General features: G+C 66.4%; 9 protein-coding genes and 2 rRNA genes. 5 read left to right on the top strand and 6 right to left on the bottom strand.

Annotation, left to right across the window (positions count from 1 at the left end; translation table 11 throughout):
• Positions 1–447: 447 nt before the first annotated feature.
• The 3 genes from ACPXY0_RS00960 to tyrS form a co-directional block, all read right to left on the bottom strand.
• A complete protein-coding gene (locus ACPXY0_RS00960) occupies positions 448–2175 on the bottom strand; it encodes a hypothetical protein (protein WP_423927604.1) in 1728 nt (575 codons plus the stop codon).
• Between the two features lie 103 nt (positions 2176–2278).
• Positions 2279–5662 carry a SusC/RagA family TonB-linked outer membrane protein gene (locus ACPXY0_RS00955; protein WP_423927602.1) on the bottom strand — a complete coding sequence of 1128 codons (3384 nt, stop codon included), beginning with the start codon at positions 5660–5662 and terminating at the stop codon, positions 2279–2281.
• Positions 5663–5924: 262 nt separating this feature from the next.
• A complete protein-coding gene (gene tyrS / locus ACPXY0_RS00950) occupies positions 5925–7136 on the bottom strand; it encodes a tyrosine--tRNA ligase (protein WP_423930529.1) in 1212 nt (403 codons plus the stop codon).
• Positions 7137–7288: 152 nt separating this feature from the next.
• On the opposite strand from tyrS, the gene ACPXY0_RS00945 reads away from it, so the two are divergent.
• On the top strand, positions 7289–9532 hold the full coding sequence (locus tag ACPXY0_RS00945; RefSeq protein ID WP_423927600.1) for a penicillin-binding protein 1A: 2244 nt from the start codon (positions 7289–7291) through the stop codon (positions 9530–9532).
• An 18-nt stretch (positions 9533–9550) separates the two neighbouring features.
• On the opposite strand, the gene ACPXY0_RS00940 is transcribed toward ACPXY0_RS00945, so the two are convergent.
• Positions 9551–10873, bottom strand: a complete 1323-nt coding sequence (locus ACPXY0_RS00940; RefSeq protein WP_423927598.1) for a thymidine phosphorylase — start codon at positions 10871–10873, stop codon at positions 9551–9553.
• Between the two features lie 127 nt (positions 10874–11000).
• Between ACPXY0_RS00940 and ACPXY0_RS00935 the strand changes: the two genes are divergently transcribed.
• The 4 genes from ACPXY0_RS00935 to thiE are packed head-to-tail and all read left to right on the top strand — an operon-like array spanning position 11001 to position 13676.
• Positions 11001–11495, top strand: a complete 495-nt coding sequence (locus tag ACPXY0_RS00935) for a hypothetical protein (RefSeq protein ID WP_423927596.1) — start codon at positions 11001–11003, stop codon at positions 11493–11495.
• Positions 11495–11968: a Holliday junction resolvase RuvX gene (gene ruvX, locus ACPXY0_RS00930; RefSeq protein ID WP_423927594.1), complete on the top strand. Its 474-nt coding sequence runs from the start codon at positions 11495–11497 to the stop codon at positions 11966–11968. Before ACPXY0_RS00935 ends, ruvX begins: the two co-directional genes overlap by 1 nt.
• Positions 11965–12996, top strand: a complete 1032-nt coding sequence (mltG, locus tag ACPXY0_RS00925) for an endolytic transglycosylase MltG (protein WP_423927592.1) — start codon at positions 11965–11967, stop codon at positions 12994–12996. Before ruvX ends, mltG begins: the two co-directional genes overlap by 4 nt.
• A 20-nt stretch (positions 12997–13016) precedes the next feature.
• Positions 13017–13676: a thiamine phosphate synthase gene (thiE, locus tag ACPXY0_RS00920; RefSeq protein ID WP_423927590.1), complete on the top strand. Its 660-nt coding sequence runs from the start codon at positions 13017–13019 to the stop codon at positions 13674–13676.
• A gap of 203 nt (positions 13677–13879) precedes the next feature.
• On the opposite strand, the gene rrf is transcribed toward thiE, so the two are convergent.
• Positions 13880–13996, bottom strand: a 5S ribosomal RNA gene (gene rrf / locus ACPXY0_RS00915).
• 77 nt (positions 13997–14073) lie between these two features.
• Positions 14074–17101: ribosomal RNA gene (locus ACPXY0_RS00910) — 23S ribosomal RNA — on the bottom strand.
• Between the last annotated feature and the right edge of the window lie 141 nt (positions 17102–17242).

The raw sequence follows: 17242 nt of genomic DNA, 5'->3' as shown, positions 1-17242 counted from the left end.
GCAATTGCGGGGGCGCTCGCCCCCGCTCGACACGGCCGGGCCGACACGCCGGGTCGAGAAATCACTGCAAAAAAACGCACGCCGCATCAGCGCCCGCGGGCGGGACGCGAAGGTGCATGGTTGCTGTCTGCGAAGAGTCTCTGCACGAGCCGTCCTCCGTGGACCCCGGGACTCCAGGGCGCGCGCCGCCGGACGCCGGGGGAAGCCTGTCCAGGCTCCTTGCTCGCCAAGGATATCCTCACCCTAAACGTCTCACGGCCCCCGCGACTGTGACAAGACCACGGGGCTTCCCCGACGACGGCCCCCGCTGAAGCCAAAAAGACGCACCTCCGGGCCAAGCCCCATGCAGGGCCAGGCTCGGAGGTGCGTGAACTCCGGCGAAAACGCTCTTGTGAAGAGCAGCCACGGGGGGCTGAGCCCCCCGCAACCCTCCACGGGTTCCGGATCCTAGCGAACGACGAGCCCCGTCGTCCTGTTTCGCGACTCCTGCTGCTGCCGGAGCCGGGCCAGCGAGTAGGCCGCCCGCTCCAGCGCGGAGTTCAGGTTGCCCGGAACCACGGACGGCGGAATCGGGTTGGGAGCCGAGCTCGCTCCGCCTCCACCGAACGTGTAGATGTCCCGCTGCAGGACCTCGAGGTCCGCCGCCGGCATCGGCAACTGCAGTCCCGTCCCTGCCGGCAGGAGGTCGTTGCGACGCCCGTGCCAGTGTTCCAGTCCGCCGAACACGTTGAACACGGTCTCGAAGTGCTCGAACCACATCGCGTCGCGCAGGTTGCCGCAGCGGCCCTGAACGTCGTACCGCTTATGCGGCGTGCACTCGCCCGCCCCGTTGGACGGCACCAGATCCGTCGGGTTCGACGGCGCCGGCGGCAGCCCGGCTTCCATCCGCGTCCGGTTCACGATGTCCGCCGCACCCCCGAAGTTGCCCATGCGGTAATGGCCCTCGGCGACGTAGCCGTCCATCTCCTGCGCCGTCATGTGCTCCATGTCGCCGAAGAAGCAGAAGCTGCAGCTCTGCGTGTACACGTCGTAGCGCATGTCACCGTAGTGCGACTGGCGATACGTACCGCGCTCGGGACGGAAGATGATCGTCGCGTTGAAGCGCGACCGGGGCCCGTAGGACGCGACGGACGGACTCACCACGTCGGATGTCGTCCCCTCCACGTTCTCCGGGGGGAAGCGATTGTCGTCGCCGAACGTCAGGAGGCGCGCCGTACGCTGCTCCGTCGGCGTCGACAGCCAATCCTGGTACTCGCCGCTCTGGTCCGCCATGCCGATCCAGTCCATGTGCATCCGGTGCCAGGTCTCGTTCTCCTGCATGAGCGACTTGAGGCCATCGAACCACGCGGTGTCGGACGAGGAGTCCTCGCCGAGCACGACGACGTCGCGGATCCCGTTCTGCGCGTTCGCGATGATCTGGCTCCAGTTCGCACCGGCCGCCTCGGCATCCGTCCGCGGCAGGTTCGCCGCGCAGCGCGCTTTCCAGCTCACGAGGTAGTCCGCAAGCTCGCTGTTGCTCCAGCTGTTGCCGTTGATCCACGTCTCCTCAAGGGAGAACGAGGCGGCCCGGGCGATCGACTCGGCCTCGTCCAGCTTGCCCATGGCGTAGCTGAACATTGCGTTGTAGTCGACCGTCTCAAGCTCGCCGGCGATGTCGACCGTCTCGTCGATGATGAACGCCTGGTCGTACCAGAGCGCGAGCAGACAGCCCAGGATCGCCTGGTTCGCCACGGCGAAGGACCGCGCGCGGGCGTTCCGCAAGCCGCCCGCTCCGATCTCCAGGCCCGCATCAATAGCCCGGATCCCGTCCGAGGAGGCCGAAATGCCGCCGTACGCGTCGCCCCAGTTCGCCTCGAAGACGTAGGCCCAGCGATACGAGGGCGAGTTGGGGAGCGCCTCCCGCGGCTCACGACCGAGGTCGTTCATCCCCATGTTGCCCCACGTTGCCGTGTGGCGGCTCGCCATGTGACCGAAGGCGAAGTTCGCGTTGTTCCAGTAGTGCCCGATCTCCCAGACCTTCTGGAAGGAGCTCGCAATGAGCGTCTCCACATCATCCGGCCCGGCCAGCGCGCGCGCGCGATCCGGCTCGTTCGGGTTCTCGACCTGGAGGTCGCAACCCGTAGAGCCGACCAGCATCGCCAGCGCGAAGGCTGTGGATACCAGCTTGTTCTTCATTCTTCTCCTCCAATGCAATCGGGATCTCCCGTCGGTTCGTCGAACCTGGGAGCGCCCCGCCCTCCGGAGAGGGCGGGGCCCGCCGCTGTCAACAGGTTGAGGTCTAGAAGACCAGTTCCGCCGAGAAGGTGAACGTCCGGAAGTTCGGATATGCGAAGTTGTCCTGCGCGTTGATCGCCGTGCTTCCCAACTGGCCGCCGCCGCTGCCGACCTCTGGGTCGTAGCCGCGGTAGCCGGTGAGGGTGAACAGGTTGCGGCCGATCGCGTTGACCGTAACGCGGTCGAAGACGCCGCCGAACAGGCTCTCCACGATCGACGCCGGCAGCGTGAAGCCAAGAGACAGTTCGCGGACCTTCATCCAGGAGCCGTCTTCAATGAACCACGAGTTGTCGGCATTGACCGAGTAGATCGCCGACGAGTATCCGACGGGCTTGTTGTGCTCCAGCGGCTTGCCCGTCTGGTCCGTGTCTTCACCACGCAGCTCACGAAGTGACCACTGCCTCGTCCCGTTGTAGATGTGGTGCCCCACGGAGGCCTCGAGCAGGGCGTTCAGGCTCAGGCCCTTGTACCGGAAGTTGGTCGCGAACGACGTGTTGAATTCGGGCGTCGTGTTCCCGATCGGGAGGCGATCCTCGACCAGCGGGCACTTCTCCATGTAGTTGCCAGGATTCTTCTCCACGCACACCGGAGAGTAGTCCCGGATCTTGATCGGGAAACCCCAGTGGTACGAGTTCTCGCCGTCCTCCGTGGCGACCATGACCTGGGTTCCCCACAGCCCGCTGCTGAACCCATCGGTGAAGTTGGCGGCGCCCGTCGGGACGAGCAGTCCGTCGTCGTTCACCTGGAAGTTCGAGGCGCAGTCGGAGGCCGAGATACCGACCGGCGCGAGGTCCGCGCAACTCTCGGCCCAGATTTCGCCCCACATCTCGCCCAGCGGACGACCTTCGGCGACGTAGAAGGCGCTGAACTGATAGGCGGGAACATCGAGACGCGTGATCTTCTGCTTCGTCTTGTCCCAGTTCACGCGGAACTGGAGGCCCATGTCCTGTTCGTCGATCGCCGCGTAGCGGAGCGACGCCTCGTACGTCTGCGCCGCGATCTCGCCCGCGTTCTGCCACTGGCTCGAGAAGCCCACGAACGCCGGCTGCGGGACCTGCAGCAACTGATCATCCGTCGTCTGCCAGGCATACGTCAGGTCGAGCCCGATGTTGTCGAAGAACACGAAGTTCATCCCCGCCTCGCGCTCGGTAGTGAACTCCGGCTTCAGCGCCGTGTTCCCGAGGTTGACCGGGAAGATCGCGCCCGCCGAGACGCCGAACGTCTCGTACTGGGCGTAGAAGTTCGGCCGCCCGCCCGCCGTTCCGAGCGAGAAGCGCAGCTTGAACTCGTCGATCGCGTCGATGTTCCAGAAGTCCTCCTGCGCGATCCGCCACGCGACCGAGCCCCGGTAGTACGTCTGCCAGCGCTCGTCCGGGCCGAACAGCGAGGAGCCGTCGCGACGGATCAGACCGTCGAGGATGTAGCGGCCGCGGTAGTCCGCGCTCGCGATCCCGAACAGCCCCTCCGCCTTGATCTGGCGGACCTGGTTTCTGCCGGTCGTCTCACCGACGATCGCGCCGAAGTTCGGCACGTCCTGCACCGAGAAGCGGCTCCCGAACACGCCGTTGTTCCCGTAGTCCTGATCCTCGATCAGGTAACGGGCCTTCCCGCGCACCGTGAGGTCGCCGTCCATGAACGTCTGGCTCGCGCCGAGCGTCAGCGAGGCGTTGATCGCCTCGTCCGTGAAGTTGTACTCGCGCAGGCTGCCGCCGGTGAAGTCACCGGTGCCGCCGCCGCCGGCCGTCCGCTCGTTCTTGGGCCGGATCGTGTAGTCGCGGAAGTCCGTCCGGTCGAACGAGGCATTCGCCTCGAACGTCAGCCAGTCGATTCCCGCCGGCGAGTAGTTGAGGTCCACCGAGCCCATCGTCCGCGTCCGCTTGTCCCTGCCGTCATTGACGGAGAGCAGGTACAGGGGGTTCGGCTCGATCGACTGCGGGTCCGCGTTGATGTCGGGATAGCCGTCGCTCGGATCGATGTCGGTGATGTCGATCGCGGGCGACATGAAGGTCAGCCGCGAGAAGGCGCCCGTGGAGACGGCCCTGTCGTCCTGGTCGGAGCGCGAGTAGAAGCCGCTCGCCGCGATGTCCAGGTCGCCGAAGCGCGTGTCCACGTTGAGCCGCACGTTCTGCCGCTCGTAGCCCTCGTCGTCGGGCACGCCGACGTCAAAGGCCGACATCCCCTGCGCGACGCGGTCCGCATTGAGATCGGAGAGGTTGTCGATGCAGACCGCGCAGCTGACCACGCCGGCCTCGCGGAACTGGTCCACGCTCACCCGGAAGCTCGACTCGCCGAAGCGGCCCGTCACCGCCCCGTAGATGTCCATGGTCGCGCCCGGATCGAAGAACGTGTCCATGTGGTCGAACAGATCGCCCGGGAAAGCCTGGTTCGCGAACGCCGTCTGCGGCGTCGCGGGCTCCCCCGGCATGATCTGGTTGTAGAGGATCGCCGACCCGAAGCCCGGACGGTTGAGGTCGCGGAAGTCGACCTCGCTGCCCGTCGAGTCGATGAACTTCGTCGAGGACGCGTTCATCGTGTACGGGTGCGAGCGCACGAGGCCGATGTCGCCGACGAGCTGGCCGAAGCCATACTCGCCGCGCGCCAGGATGTTCAGCGAGTTCGTCCGCAGGCCCGTGCCGCGCTTCGTCGTGATCTGGATCACGCCGTTCTGCGCCCGCGAGCCGTACAGCGACGCCGCCGCCGCGCCCTTCACGATCTCCACATGGTCGACGTCCAGCGCGCCCACGTCGGAGAGAGAGGCGCCCTCGGACTGGATCACGCCGTCGATCACGATCAGCGGCGCCTGCGAACGGCCGGACGCGTTGATGGACGTCGGGCCGCGCAGCAGGATGTCGGCCGCCTGGCCGGGCTGGCCGGAGCCGGAAACCACCGATACGCCCGCCGCCTTGCCCGCCAGCAGCGACGAGACGTCCGCCGATGGCACCGGGAGATCCTGCGCCGAGAGACGCACCACCGTGAACGGGAGCTTCACCTGCGGCGTCTCGCCGACCACCCCCGTGACCACGATATCCTGAATCCGGAGCGCCGTCTGCTGCACGGAGAAGTCCGCCGTGGCGACCTGCCCCGACTGGACCGTCACCGTCTGCGAGAGCTCGCGGTAGCCGATCAGACGCACCGTCACCGTCTGCTCGCCCGCCGGCACCCCTTCCATGCGGTACGTGCCCTCCTGGCCCGACAGCGTTCCGATCACCGTTCCCGCTACGAACACCTGCGCGCCCGCTACCGGGGCGAGCGACTCCGCGTCGGTCACCGTCCCCGACACCGCCCCCTGGGCGAGCAGCGGAGCCGCACCGATAAAGAGCCAGGCGCTCACTGCGGTGGCGGCCAGCGCGCTCACGCGCTTCCGCCTTCCTGACAAGTCAAACAACATGGATCACCCTCCTGTGGCAGTGGGATCCTCCAGGACCCGGAACTATGCGAGAGGTGCTCCTCTCGTCGGGCGCGGCCGGGTCGATACACCGCGTCCGAAAACAAGCCGTCAGAGTCTGCTGCGCGTCACCCTTCCCGTGTACAACGTTCAAGCGCACCGTTTCGGGACACCCTCTCCGTTTCCCGGGTGCAGGAACGCCAATCCCCCCGGTGGAGGGGACCGGGAAACATGAACGGGCGCTTGAAGGCGTGCAAGTGTCCGGCTACGGCCCCACCGAGATTCGCGCGAACTTCCGCTTGCCCCGCTGCACGACGTACTCACCCGCGCCGAGGCGCAGGTCCCGATCGGCGATGACCTCTCCGTCCACGCGCACGGCGCCCTGGCGGATGAGGCGACCCGCCTCCGAGGAGGAGGACGCGAGATGGGAGTCTCGCAATACGTGGGCGATCCACAGCCCATCGCGGCCTTCGAGCGAGAGCGCGACCGTCGGAATATCCTCCGGCATCTTCCGGTGGCGGTGGAGACGGTCGAACGCCTCCCGCGCCCGCCGGGCGGCGGCCGTGCCCTGATATCGCGCGACGATGTCCCCGGCCAGCCAGCGCTTGGTCGCCAGCGGATCGGTCCCGGCCTCGCGCCGGCGCCGGGCCAGCTCTTCGCCCCGGGCGCTGGACGCGAGCGAGAGCCACTCTTCGAGGAGCGTGTCCGGAATCGACATCACACGCCCGAACGCGTCCTCCGCTTCCATCGAGATGCCGATGTAGTTGTCGTAGCTCTTCGACATCTTCCGCCTGCCGTCCGTCCCGCGCAGCAGCGGCATGATCAGACAGACCTGCGGCTCCTGTCCGGCACGCTCCTGCAGCGTTCGGCCGAGCAGGAGGTTGAAGAGCTGGTCGGTCCCGCCGAGTTCGACATCGGCCCGCAGGGCGACGGAGTCGTAGCCCTGCATCATGGGGTAGAGGAACTCGACGAGGCTGATCGGGCGACCCTCGCGGTGGCGCTCCGCGAAGTCGTCGCGCTCGAGCATGCGGGCCACGGTGTACTGGGAGGTGAGGCGCAGAATGTCCGCGAGCGTGAGCCGCGCGAGCCACTCGCTGTTCCGCCGGATCTCCGTCGTCTCCGGATCGAGGATGCGGAACAACTGTTTCTCGTACGTGGCGAGGTTGGACTCGATCTCCTCCCCGGAGAGCATCGGACGCGTTTCGTCGCGTCCGCTCGGGTCCCCGACGCGGGCCGTGAAGTCCCCCATCACGAAGACGACCCGGTGACCGAGTTCCTGGAACGTGCGCAGCTTGTGGATCGAGACGCCGTGGCCGATGTGAAGGTCGGGGCGCGTGGGATCGAACCCCTGCTTAATAATGAGTGGACGCTCCTCCCTCGCCGAGCGTTCGAGCTTGGCGAGGAGTTCGGCTTCCGGGACGATCCGTTCGGCGCCCTGCCGGATCCGATCGAGCTGTTCTGCTACGGGGAGAAACATTCGCACGCGCGTTCGGTATATTCCCTGTCATCTCGTCGTGGCTCCCGTCGGGAGCGGCGTGACGATACAATCGGCCTCGTGGCGATTCGACGCGAGGGGCGGAGTCCGGAGGAGATCGTGAGCGGCAGCGGGAGCGCAGGGCGGGGAGCGGCATGAGGCGGCGGCGGAACTCCCGGAAGGCGCGACGCGCCCGGGGCGGGCGGCGCGGGACGCCACCGCGGAAGAAGACCGCTCCGCGGAGGAAGACCGCCCTCCGCGGTACGATCGCGCGCTGGAGGGCGCTCCCGGCGCGGGTGCGGGGGACCATCCTGGTCGTCCTCCTCGGCGCGGCGAGTTTCCTCGCCGGCATTGCCTGGCGGGGCTGGACGCACCTCTGCGACGCATGCCCATCGATCGCCCAGATCTACGCCTTCGAACCCAAGCAGGCGACGAAGCTGTTCGCCGCCGACGGCTCGCTCCTCGCCGAAATCGCCATCGAGCGCCGCACGCCAATCCGGATGGACGACCTCCCGCGGCACGTCTACAACGCCTTCATCGCGGTCGAGGACAAGCGTTTCTGGGGGCATCACGGGATCGACCTGCGCCGCACGACCAAGGCGTTCCTCGATTTCCTCCTGCAGGGCTACGGGGCGTCCGGCGGGAGCTCGATCACGCAGCAGCTCGCGGGCAACATGTTCCAGGGGTCGGTGGACCGGCGCGACATCACGGTGCGCCGGAAGCTGCGCGAGATGCGGGTCGCGATCGATCTCGAGCGCGCCTACAGCAAGAGGGAGATCCTCGAGGCCTATCTCAACCAGATCAATTTCGACGGCGTGTACGGGGTCCAGGCCGCGGCCGAACGATATTTCGGGAAGACGGCGGCGCAGCTCAACCTACCCGAAGCGGCGCTCCTCGCGGCGATCCCCAGGAACCCCGCCAGCTACAACCCGACCCGCCGCCCCGAACGGGCGATCGGGCGGCGGAATCTCATCCTCGGGCTGATGGCGGAGCAGGGACTCGTGAGCCCCGAGGACGCGGCGGCGTCGAAGGCGTATCCGCTGGAGCTGACGCGCGGGGCCCGAATCCGGCAGGAAGCCCCGTACTTCGTGGAATGGGTGCGGCAGCGACTCCAGGCTCTGTACGGCATGGACATCTACGAGAAGGGATACAGGGTCTACACGACGCTGGATCCCGATCTCCAGGCCGTGGCGGACTCGGCGTTGCTCGCGCAGCTGGAGTGGGTGGACCGACACCCGGCGTTTTCGGGCGTCACCTTCGAGGAGGTGCGCGCCTGGCCCCCGGACAGCCTGTATCAGTATCAGGCGAGCCGCGATGGCGAGATGCCGTACGTCCAGGGCATGTTCATCGCGCTGGATGCGGCGACGGGCGACGTACGCGCGATGGTGGGGGGACGCGATTTTCGCGACTCGGAGTTCAACCGGGCGACGCAGGCCATCCGGCAGCCGGGCTCGGTGTTCAAGCCGTTCGTCTACACGACGGCGATCGCCTCCGGGATCCCGGCCTCCGAGGTCATCTACGACCAGCCGTACTACCTCGAGAACGTGGGCGGCGACCCCTACGCGCCCAGCAACTTCGACGAGGACTTCAAGGGACCGCTGACGCTGCGCCGCGCGCTCGCCCGCTCCATCAACGTGGTGGCCGTCAAGCTGGGGCAGCGCGTCGGAGAGGAGTCGTTCGCGCAGATGGCCGAACGGATGGGGATCTCGTCGGAAGTCCCACGCGTTCCGTCCGCCGCCATCGGTTCCGTCGACCTGCGGCCGATCGAGGTGGCCACCGCGTACACGACCTTCGCGAATCTCGGCGTCCGCGTCACGCCGCGGTCGATCCTTCGCATCGAGAGCAAGGAAGGCCGCGTCATGTGGGAGAGCCATGTGCAGCGGGAGCGCGTACTCGACCCGGGCATCGCCTGGATCGCCCAGTCGATGCTGCGCGACGCGGTGGACATGGGAACGGGAACGCTGGCGGTGCGGTCGCGCTACGAGATTCCCTACACCGTGCCGGTCGGGGGGAAGACCGGAACCACGAACGACGCCACGAACACCTGGTTCGTCGGCTTCACGCCGGATCTCGTGACGACGACCTGGATCGGCTTCGACCGGCCGCAGCGGATCTATCGGGGGGCGACCGGGGGCGGAACGGCGGCGCCCGTCGGGGCGGCGGTGCTCGCGCACTACTACGAGACGCACGAATACCCCGACGCCTGGGAACGTCCCGAGGGCCTGATCGAGCGTACGGTGGACGAGACGACGGGCCTCCTGTCGACGCGGTGGTGCCCGGTCGAACTCAGCTACGTCGAGATCTACCTGGAAGGGACCGAGCCGACGGAGACGTGCGACGCACACGGCCCGTGGACGGCCGGGTCGTCCTCAAGGCGGCCGGTGGCCCCACCTTACTGACAGTGGCGGCGGCGGATCTCAGCCGTCCGCACGGCTATCCTCGTCGACCCGGTCCAGGATCAGCCGCCGCCGGGGGAGCGGTTCCTCCGAGAGTTCAATGGCTTCGATCAGACGCTGCTCGGCGGTGGCGGCGCTCGACGCGTCGGCCGCGTGGATCGTGACCAGGATCTCGCCTTCGGACACGTGATCGCCCGCCAGACGGTGCAGCTCGAAGCCGACCGTCGGATCGACCCTGTCCGCAACGCGCCGGCGGCCCGCGCCGAGTTCGACCGAGGCGAGCCCCACGCGGCGCGCGTCGATGTCGAGCCAGCCGGGAGCTGGCGACCGGAAAGGCACCCGCACCGGCGCCGACGGGAGCCGGCTCGGGTCGTCCGCCACGCGCGGGTCGCCGCCCTGCGCCTCGATGAGCCGCGCGAACCGCCCCAACGCCGCGCCACCTTCCAGTATGGTGGCGAGCCCCGCCGCGGCAGCCTCGACATCGGCGGCACGGCCGGCTGAGACGAGCAATTCGGCGCCGAGGGCGAGTGTGACCTCGCGCAGATCGGCGGGCCCGCCGCCCCTCAGCGTCTCGATCGCTTCCGCCACCTCGAGCGCGTTGCCGATCGTGTAGCCGAGGGGCGCATCCATCGCCGTCAGCAGCGCCGTGGCCCGAACCCCTTCGGTGGCCGCGAGGTCGACCATCGTCCGGGCCAGCCCCCGGGCCCGTCTCTCGTCGGTCATGAACGCACCGCGCCCGCACTTCACGTCGAGCACGAGCGCTCCGATCCCCTCGGCGACCTTCTTCGAGACGATGGAGGCCGCGATGAGGGTCGGCGAGGGCACCGTCCCGGTGACATCCCGCAGCGCGTAGAGCCGCCCGTCGAGCGGCGCGATCTCCTTCGTCTGCCCGATCATCGCGCAGCCGACCTCGTCGAGGATGGCCCGGAAGCGGTCGAGTTCGATGGAGACCTGGAACCCCGGGATCGCCTCGAGCTTGTCCAGCGTCCCGCCCGTGTGCCCCAGCCCGCGACCCGACATCATCGGAACCCGAAGCCCCGCTTCCGCCAGGAGGGGCGCGAGTACGAGCGAGACCTTGTCGCCGACGCCACCCGTCGAGTGCTTGTCGACGGGCGGCGGGCCCTCGTCCGTGAAGTCGAGCCTTGTGCCCGATTCGATGATCGCCCGCGTGAGCACGGACAGTTCTCCGGGATCGAGGCCGCGGATGAACGCCGCCATGAGGAAGGCGGACATCTGGTAGTCCGCGAGCGTGCCCTCCATGTACGCCCGAAGGAGTGTCTCCAGTTCGTCGGGCGTGAGGCGGCCGCCGTCGCGTTTCTTCTCGATGAGTGGCGTCAGAAGCAAGGCATCATCCGGGTTCGGGAGCTTCGCGCAGACCAATCTCGCAGACCAATCTCGCAGACCAATCGCGCAGACCAATCGCGCGGGCCAACCTTGTCCCCCTTCGATCGCCTGTCTAGCTTTCCGGCCGATGAATTCCCCCGCGCAGGATCCCGTCGTAAGCCTCCCCAGGTCCGCTCTCTCGACCCTGTTCCGCCGTTGCGTCGAGCGCGGCGATTCGGGGATCGAGGTGCTGCGTGAAGCCGGCGACCGCGCGGGCGGAGGTCTTCTCGCGACGTTGGCCGAGGCGCCCGCGGCGCTGCCGGCGTCCGAGTTCTGGTCCCGGTTCGATGTGGCCGTCCGCCGGGCCGGACTCGGCTCGGTATCGTACCGGCCCGTAAGCCAACGGTCGGGCGCCATTGCGTGGCGCGACTCCGTTGAGGCGCCGGAGGAACCTCCCGGCGGGGCGTGCTGTCACTTCGCGGCCGCATTGCTCGGCGGAGTGTTGAGCCGCGCGGCGAACCGCGCGGTGGCAGTCAAGGAAGTCCGATGCGGCGGCGGCCAGCCCTGCTGGTTCATGTTCGGCTCCGCGGAAACGATCCGGGAGGTCCCGGCCGGGGTCGACATCGGAGGCGGGGGGCGCTGATGACCCCCGCGGGGCGCCTCATGGCCCTCGACTACGGCCGGCGGCGCATCGGGGTCGCCGTCACGGACCCGACCCGGACGATCGCGACGCCTCGCGGCGTGATCGAGCGACCGCGGCGGGGAGCACCAGCCTCCGCCCTCCCACATGCGTTGGTCGCGCTCGTGACCGAAGTGGAGCCCGCGGCCATCCTCGTGGGTATTCCCTTTGCGATGGACGGTACCGCGGGAGCGATGGCCGAGGAGGCACGCACCTTCGCGCGAGCCCTCCGGGAGGCCACCGGGGTAGGCACCATCGAGTGGGACGAGAGGCTGTCCACGGCGCACGCGGAACGGGAGATTCTCGCCATGCAGTTGCCCAGGGCGAAGCGAGAACAGAAGGGTCGGGCCGACGAGGTCGCGGCCTCCCTCATGCTCTCCGCCTACCTGCGGAGCACTGCGATCCCGACCGTGGGCGCGGACACGGAAGGGCCATGAGCGGCGGGCCGGGGAGGCGGCAGGCGGGTCGGTGCGTGGCCGCCGTGTTGGCAGCCGCGGCACCCGTGGCGTACGGGTTCTTCTCCACCGAGTTCCGGGGGGTGGGGCCCGCGGACGGATCGACCGTCGAGATTCGTGTGCCCGAGGGGGTCGCCTCCGGAGACGTCGCCCAACTGCTGGAGACGGCCGGACTGATCGGCCACTCCGGAATCTTCGACGCCTACGTGCGCCTCAGGGGAGAGGCGAGGTCGCTCAAGGCCGGCCGTTACGAGATTCCCAGAGGGGCGCCGTACGCGTACCTGTCGTGGGCGCTTCACAGCGGCGCGGTCGGCACCACACCGTTGACGATTCCGGAGGGTTTCGGGATCCCGCAAGTCGCGGACCGTCTCGCCGCGTACAGCGGAGATCCGGTGGAGGCGGTCCAGGCCTACCTGACCGATCCGGCGCGGGTTTCCGAACTCGGTGTCCCGGGGCCGACACTCGAGGGATACCTCTTTCCGGAGACGTACCGGTTCGCCGAGGGCGTCGGCTTGCCTGCGATCGTCGCCGCGATGGTCGGCCGTTATGACGCGTTCTGGGGCGAGGAGGAGCGAACCCGGGCCGCGACGCTCGGGCTGGACGAGCGCGAGATCGTGACCCTGGCCAGCATCGTCGAGAAGGAGGTCCGGAAGGGGGATGAGCGTACGGTCGTCGCGGGCGTGTACTGGAACCGCCTGCAACGCGGGATGCTGCTCCAGGCGGACCCGACGGTGCACTTCGCGCTTGGGGAACCGAGGTCGCGCCTCCTCTATCGCGACATCGATGCCGTCGCGGACCACCCCTACAACACCTACACGCAGCCGGGGCTGCCGCCCGGCCCCATCGCTTCCCCGGGCGCGGCGTCGCTGCGCGCCGCCCTCCAACCCGCGGAGCACGAATACATCTTCTTCGTGGCGCGGAACGATGGCTCGCACGAATTCACGCGCACTCTGCGGGAACACAACGCCGCAATAAGCCGCATCCGGCTCGCCCGCAACGCGGCGCGCTGAGCCCGCGCCCGGCGCCCGCCGTGCCCGATCCGGGGCGTCTCATGGTGCTCACGCACCCACGGCCCGCCTGCGGCCGACCGCTCGAACAGGTCGTCGCAGAGTGCGTCGGCGCCGGCGCCACCGCCATCCAGCTCCGCGACAAGACGGCCGACAGCCGAACCCTGCTCGAGACGACCATCCGGCTCCTCGCGATCACCGCGCCCGCCGGCGCCCTGCTCGTCGTCAACGATCGCCTCGACATCGCTCTCGCCGCGGGCGCCGATGGCGTCCACCTCGGCTCCGAGGACCTGCCCCTCCCCTCCGCGCGCAGACTCTCTCCCCCCGACTTCCTCATCGGCTACTCGACCGATGATCCGGACGAAGCCCGCCGCGCGGCCGCGGCCGGAGCCGATTACCTCGGTGTCGGAGCCGTCTTCGGCACCCGCTCCAAGCCCGGCCTGGCCGACGAAGCCATCGGCCCCGACCGCGTCCGCGCAGTCCGGAAGGCGAGCGGCCTGCCCTGCCTGGGAATCGGAGGCATCACCCCGGACAACGCGGCCCGCGTCTACGCCACCGGCGCCGGCATCGCCGTCCTCTCCGCCGTCATGTCCGCCCCCCACCCCGCCGCCGCCGTCCGCCAATTCCACCAGGCAGCCAGCCCCCGGGCAAGAACACCCAAAGGTCGTCGCCAGACGCCGTAGCCCGATCGGGAACACCAGCACGGTCGCCCGGTCCGGGGGAAGGCGGCGGGGTGTGGGCGCCTCCGCCAGCCTTGACCGCCTGCCGTCAGGTCGGGCGGTCCGCCCAAGCGGCCACGCGAGCGACGACGCATCCCGGCCGGTCGGCACCCTGATGCAGGAAACGCCCCGCATCCGCAAACGGACACGAGGCGTTTCCGATAAGGCGCCGGCAGCGACCTACTCTCCCAAGGCGTCTCCGCCCAAGTACCATCGGCGCTGAGGGGCTTAACTGCTGGGTTCGGGATGGGACCAGGTGTTTCCCCCTCGCTAAAGCCGCCGGCAATTCCTGAAAACAAGCAGCGAGTGAGTGCCAAACTGTTGAGTGCGCTGAAGCGCTTATAGACCTTATATAAAGATCAGGATCAAGCCTCACGGACGATTAGTACGGCTCGGCTGAAGCGCTCACACGCCTTACACCTGCCGCCTATCAACGCAGTCGTCTCCTGCGGTCCTTCAGGCACCTTTACGGTGCGGGAGATCTAATCTTGAAGTAGGCTTCCCACTTAGATGCTTTCAGCGGTTATCCCTTCGCGACATAGCTACCCTGCGATGCCCCTGGCGGGACAGCAGGTACACCAGCGGTCACTCCACTCCGGTCCTCTCGTACTAGGAGCGGCTCTCCTCAAATCTCCAACGCCCACGGCGGATACAGACCGAACTGTCTCACGACGTTCTAAACCCAGCTCGCGTACCGCTTTAACGGGCGAACAGCCCGACCCTTGGGACCTTCTTCGGCCCCAGGATGCGATGAGCCGACATCGAGGTGCCAAACCGCCCCGTCTATGTGAACTATCGGGGGCGATAAGCCTGTTATCCCCGGCGTACCTTTTATCCGTTGAGCGACGGCCTTTCCACACAGAACCGCCGGATCACTAAGGCCTGCTTTCGCATCTGCTCGACCTGTCGGTCTCGCAGTTAAGCTCCCTTATGCCTTTGCACTCTTCGCGCGATTGCCGACCGCGCTGAGGGAACCTTTGCGCGCCTCCGTTACCTTTTGGGAGGCGACCGCCCCAGTCAAACTACCCGCCTGACACTGTTCCCGAACCGGATGAACGGTCCTGGGTTAGAATCCAGACATCGCAAGGGTGGTATTTCACCAATGGCTCCACAGGACCTGGCGGCCCTGCTTCAATGCCTCCCACCTATCCTACACAGACTATGCCCGAACCCAATATCAGGTTGTAGTAAAGGTGCACGGGGTCTTTTTGTCCTGCCGCGGGTACTCGGTATCCTCACCGAGACTCCAATTTCGCCGAGCTCTTGGTTGAGACAGTGCCCAAGTCGTTACGCCATTCGTGCAGGTCGGAACTTACCCGACAAGGAATTTCGCTACCTTAGGACCGTTATAGTTACGGCCGCCGTTTACCGGGGCTTCGTTTGGGAGCTTCGCCGAAGCTGACCCCTCCACTTAACCTTCCGGCACCGGGCAGGCGTCAGTGCCTATACGTCGTCTTAACGACTTTGCAGACACCTATGTTTTTACTAAACAGTCGCTTGGGCCGATTCTCTGCGGCCGGTTTCAGCTCGTCCGCGCGAAGCGGGTTCACCTACTTCCGGCTCCCCTTCTCCCTAAGTTACGGGGACATTTTGCCGAGTTCCTTAACCAAGACTCACTCGAGCGCCTGAGGCTACTCGCCTCGCCCACCTGTGTCGGTTTACGGTACGGTCACACGTACTCCTCGTTCGCGAAGCTTTTCTCGGCAGTACGATTACGATCCCTTAGCGAAGTCCGAAGACTTCTTCGGCGTCGGATCTCGGCTTAACCAGGCGGATTTGCCTACCCGGAAACGCCTACCTCCTTGCATCGTTCATGTCCATGGAAACGACGGACCTTTCACCTCTGCGTCCCTCCGCGAACTCAAGCGCAGTATCGTGTGGTACGGGAATGTTGACCCGTTTCCCATCGGCTACGCCTTTCGGCCTCACCTTAGGGGCCGACTAACCCTGAGCTGATTGACATGGCTCAGGAAACCTCGGGCTTACGGCGACAAGGGTTCTCACCTTGTTTCTCGCTACTCATTCCGGCATTCTCACTTGTCTGCGCTCCACGGGTAGCCTTCCGGCCCCGCTTCACAGCTCAGACAACGCTCCCCTACCCCGCGCGCCATGCGGCACGCAGCCTTAGCTTCGGTGGCTAGCTTGAGTCCCGACCATTATCGGCGCAGACCCGCTTGACTGGTGAGCTGTTACGCACTCTTTCAAGGATGGCTGCTTCTAAGCCAACCTCCCAGTTGTCTCCGCAAATCCACCACCTTTGTCACTTAGCTAGCACTTGGGGACCTTAGCTGAAGGTCTGGGTTCTTTCCCTCTCGCGCACGAACATTATCGCCCGTGCACTTCCTCCCTGAGACCAACTGACGGGCATTCGGAGTTTAGTAGGGGTTGGTACCCGGTTTAGGGCCCTAGCCCTTCCAGTGCTCTACCTCCCGCAGTCTACACTCAGAGGCGATACCTAAATATCTTTCGGGGAGAACCAGCTATCTCCAGGTTTGATTGGCCTTTCACCCCTATCCACAGCTCATCCGAGCAGTTTTCAACCCACAACGGTTCGGTCCTCCACGAGGCATTACCCTCGCTTCAACCTGGCCATGGATAGATCACTCTGGTTTCGGGTCTATCCCCAGCAACTTTGTCGCCCAGTTAAGACTCGCTTTCGCTTCGGCTTCGCCGCTGAACGGCTTAACCTTGCTACTGAGGAATAACTCGCCGGATCATAATGCAAAAGGCACGCGGTCACCCGACATCTCTCACGAAGAGAGCGTCGAGCTCCCACCGCTTGTAGGCACACGGTTTCAGGATCTGTTTCACCCGCCTCCCGGCGTACTTTTCATCTTTCCCTCACGGTACTAGTTCACTATCGGTCACGGACGTGTATTTAGCCTTGGCAGGTGGTCCTGCCGGTTTCAATCGGGATTTCACGTGTCCCGACTTACTCAGGAATGGTTCAGAGATCACGACGTCGGCTTCGCCTACGGGGCTGTCACCCTCTATGGCTTGGCTTTCCAGACGGATTCGACTCACCGTCGCGCGACGCTCCGAGAGTCGGCAGACTCTCACGAACCACCCTGCAACCCCACGGAAGCAACGGCTGCCGCCTTGGCACCTCCGCAGTTTGGGCTCTTCCCCGTTCGCTCGCCGCTACTAAGGGAATCACGGTTGTTTTCTCTTCCTCGAGGTACTTAGATGTTTCAGTTCCCTCGGTTCGCTTCCCAACGCCTATGTATTCAGCGAAGAGATGACCGGGCATCACCCCGGCCGGGTTTCCCCATTCGGAAATCCGGGGATCAACGCCTGCTTGCAGCTACCCCCGGCTTATCGCAGCTTGCCACGTCCTTCATCGCCAGTCCGTGCCTAGACATCCACCCTGTGCCCTTACTTGCTTGATCCATCTTCATTGACGGCATCAAGCACCTCAGACGCACTCGGCGCCCAGCACTCACTCGCTACCAGATTGTCAAAAAGCACCCCGCGAACACGTAGAAAAGGGCGCGCGGGGAAGGCGGGAAGAGTAAGGGTCGGGGAGGCGC

Origin of the sequence: Candidatus Palauibacter sp., from assembly GCF_965237495.1 — a bacterium.
Lineage (GTDB): Bacteria > Gemmatimonadota > Gemmatimonadetes > Palauibacterales > Palauibacteraceae > Palauibacter.
This window is presented reverse-complemented; position numbering and strand designations above follow the sequence as displayed.

What these genes read in the sequence shown, in the direction of transcription:
- ACPXY0_RS00960 (WP_423927604.1), bottom strand. Translation starts at nt 2,175, where the DNA reads ATGAAGAACAAGCTGGTATCCACAGCCTTCGCGCTGGCGATGCTGGTC.
- ACPXY0_RS00955 (WP_423927602.1), bottom strand. Translation starts at nt 5,662, where the DNA reads ATGTTGTTTGACTTGTCAGGAAGGCGGAAGCGCGTGAGCGCGCTGGCC.
- tyrS (WP_423930529.1), bottom strand. Translation starts at nt 7,136, where the DNA reads ATGTTTCTCCCCGTAGCAGAACAGCTCGATCGGATCCGGCAGGGCGCC.
- ACPXY0_RS00945 (WP_423927600.1), top strand. Translation starts at nt 7,289, where the DNA reads ATGAGGCGGCGGCGGAACTCCCGGAAGGCGCGACGCGCCCGGGGCGGG.
- ACPXY0_RS00935 (WP_423927596.1), top strand. Translation starts at nt 11,001, where the DNA reads ATGAATTCCCCCGCGCAGGATCCCGTCGTAAGCCTCCCCAGGTCCGCT.
- ruvX (WP_423927594.1), top strand. Translation starts at nt 11,495, where the DNA reads ATGACCCCCGCGGGGCGCCTCATGGCCCTCGACTACGGCCGGCGGCGC.
- mltG (WP_423927592.1), top strand. Translation starts at nt 11,965, where the DNA reads ATGAGCGGCGGGCCGGGGAGGCGGCAGGCGGGTCGGTGCGTGGCCGCC.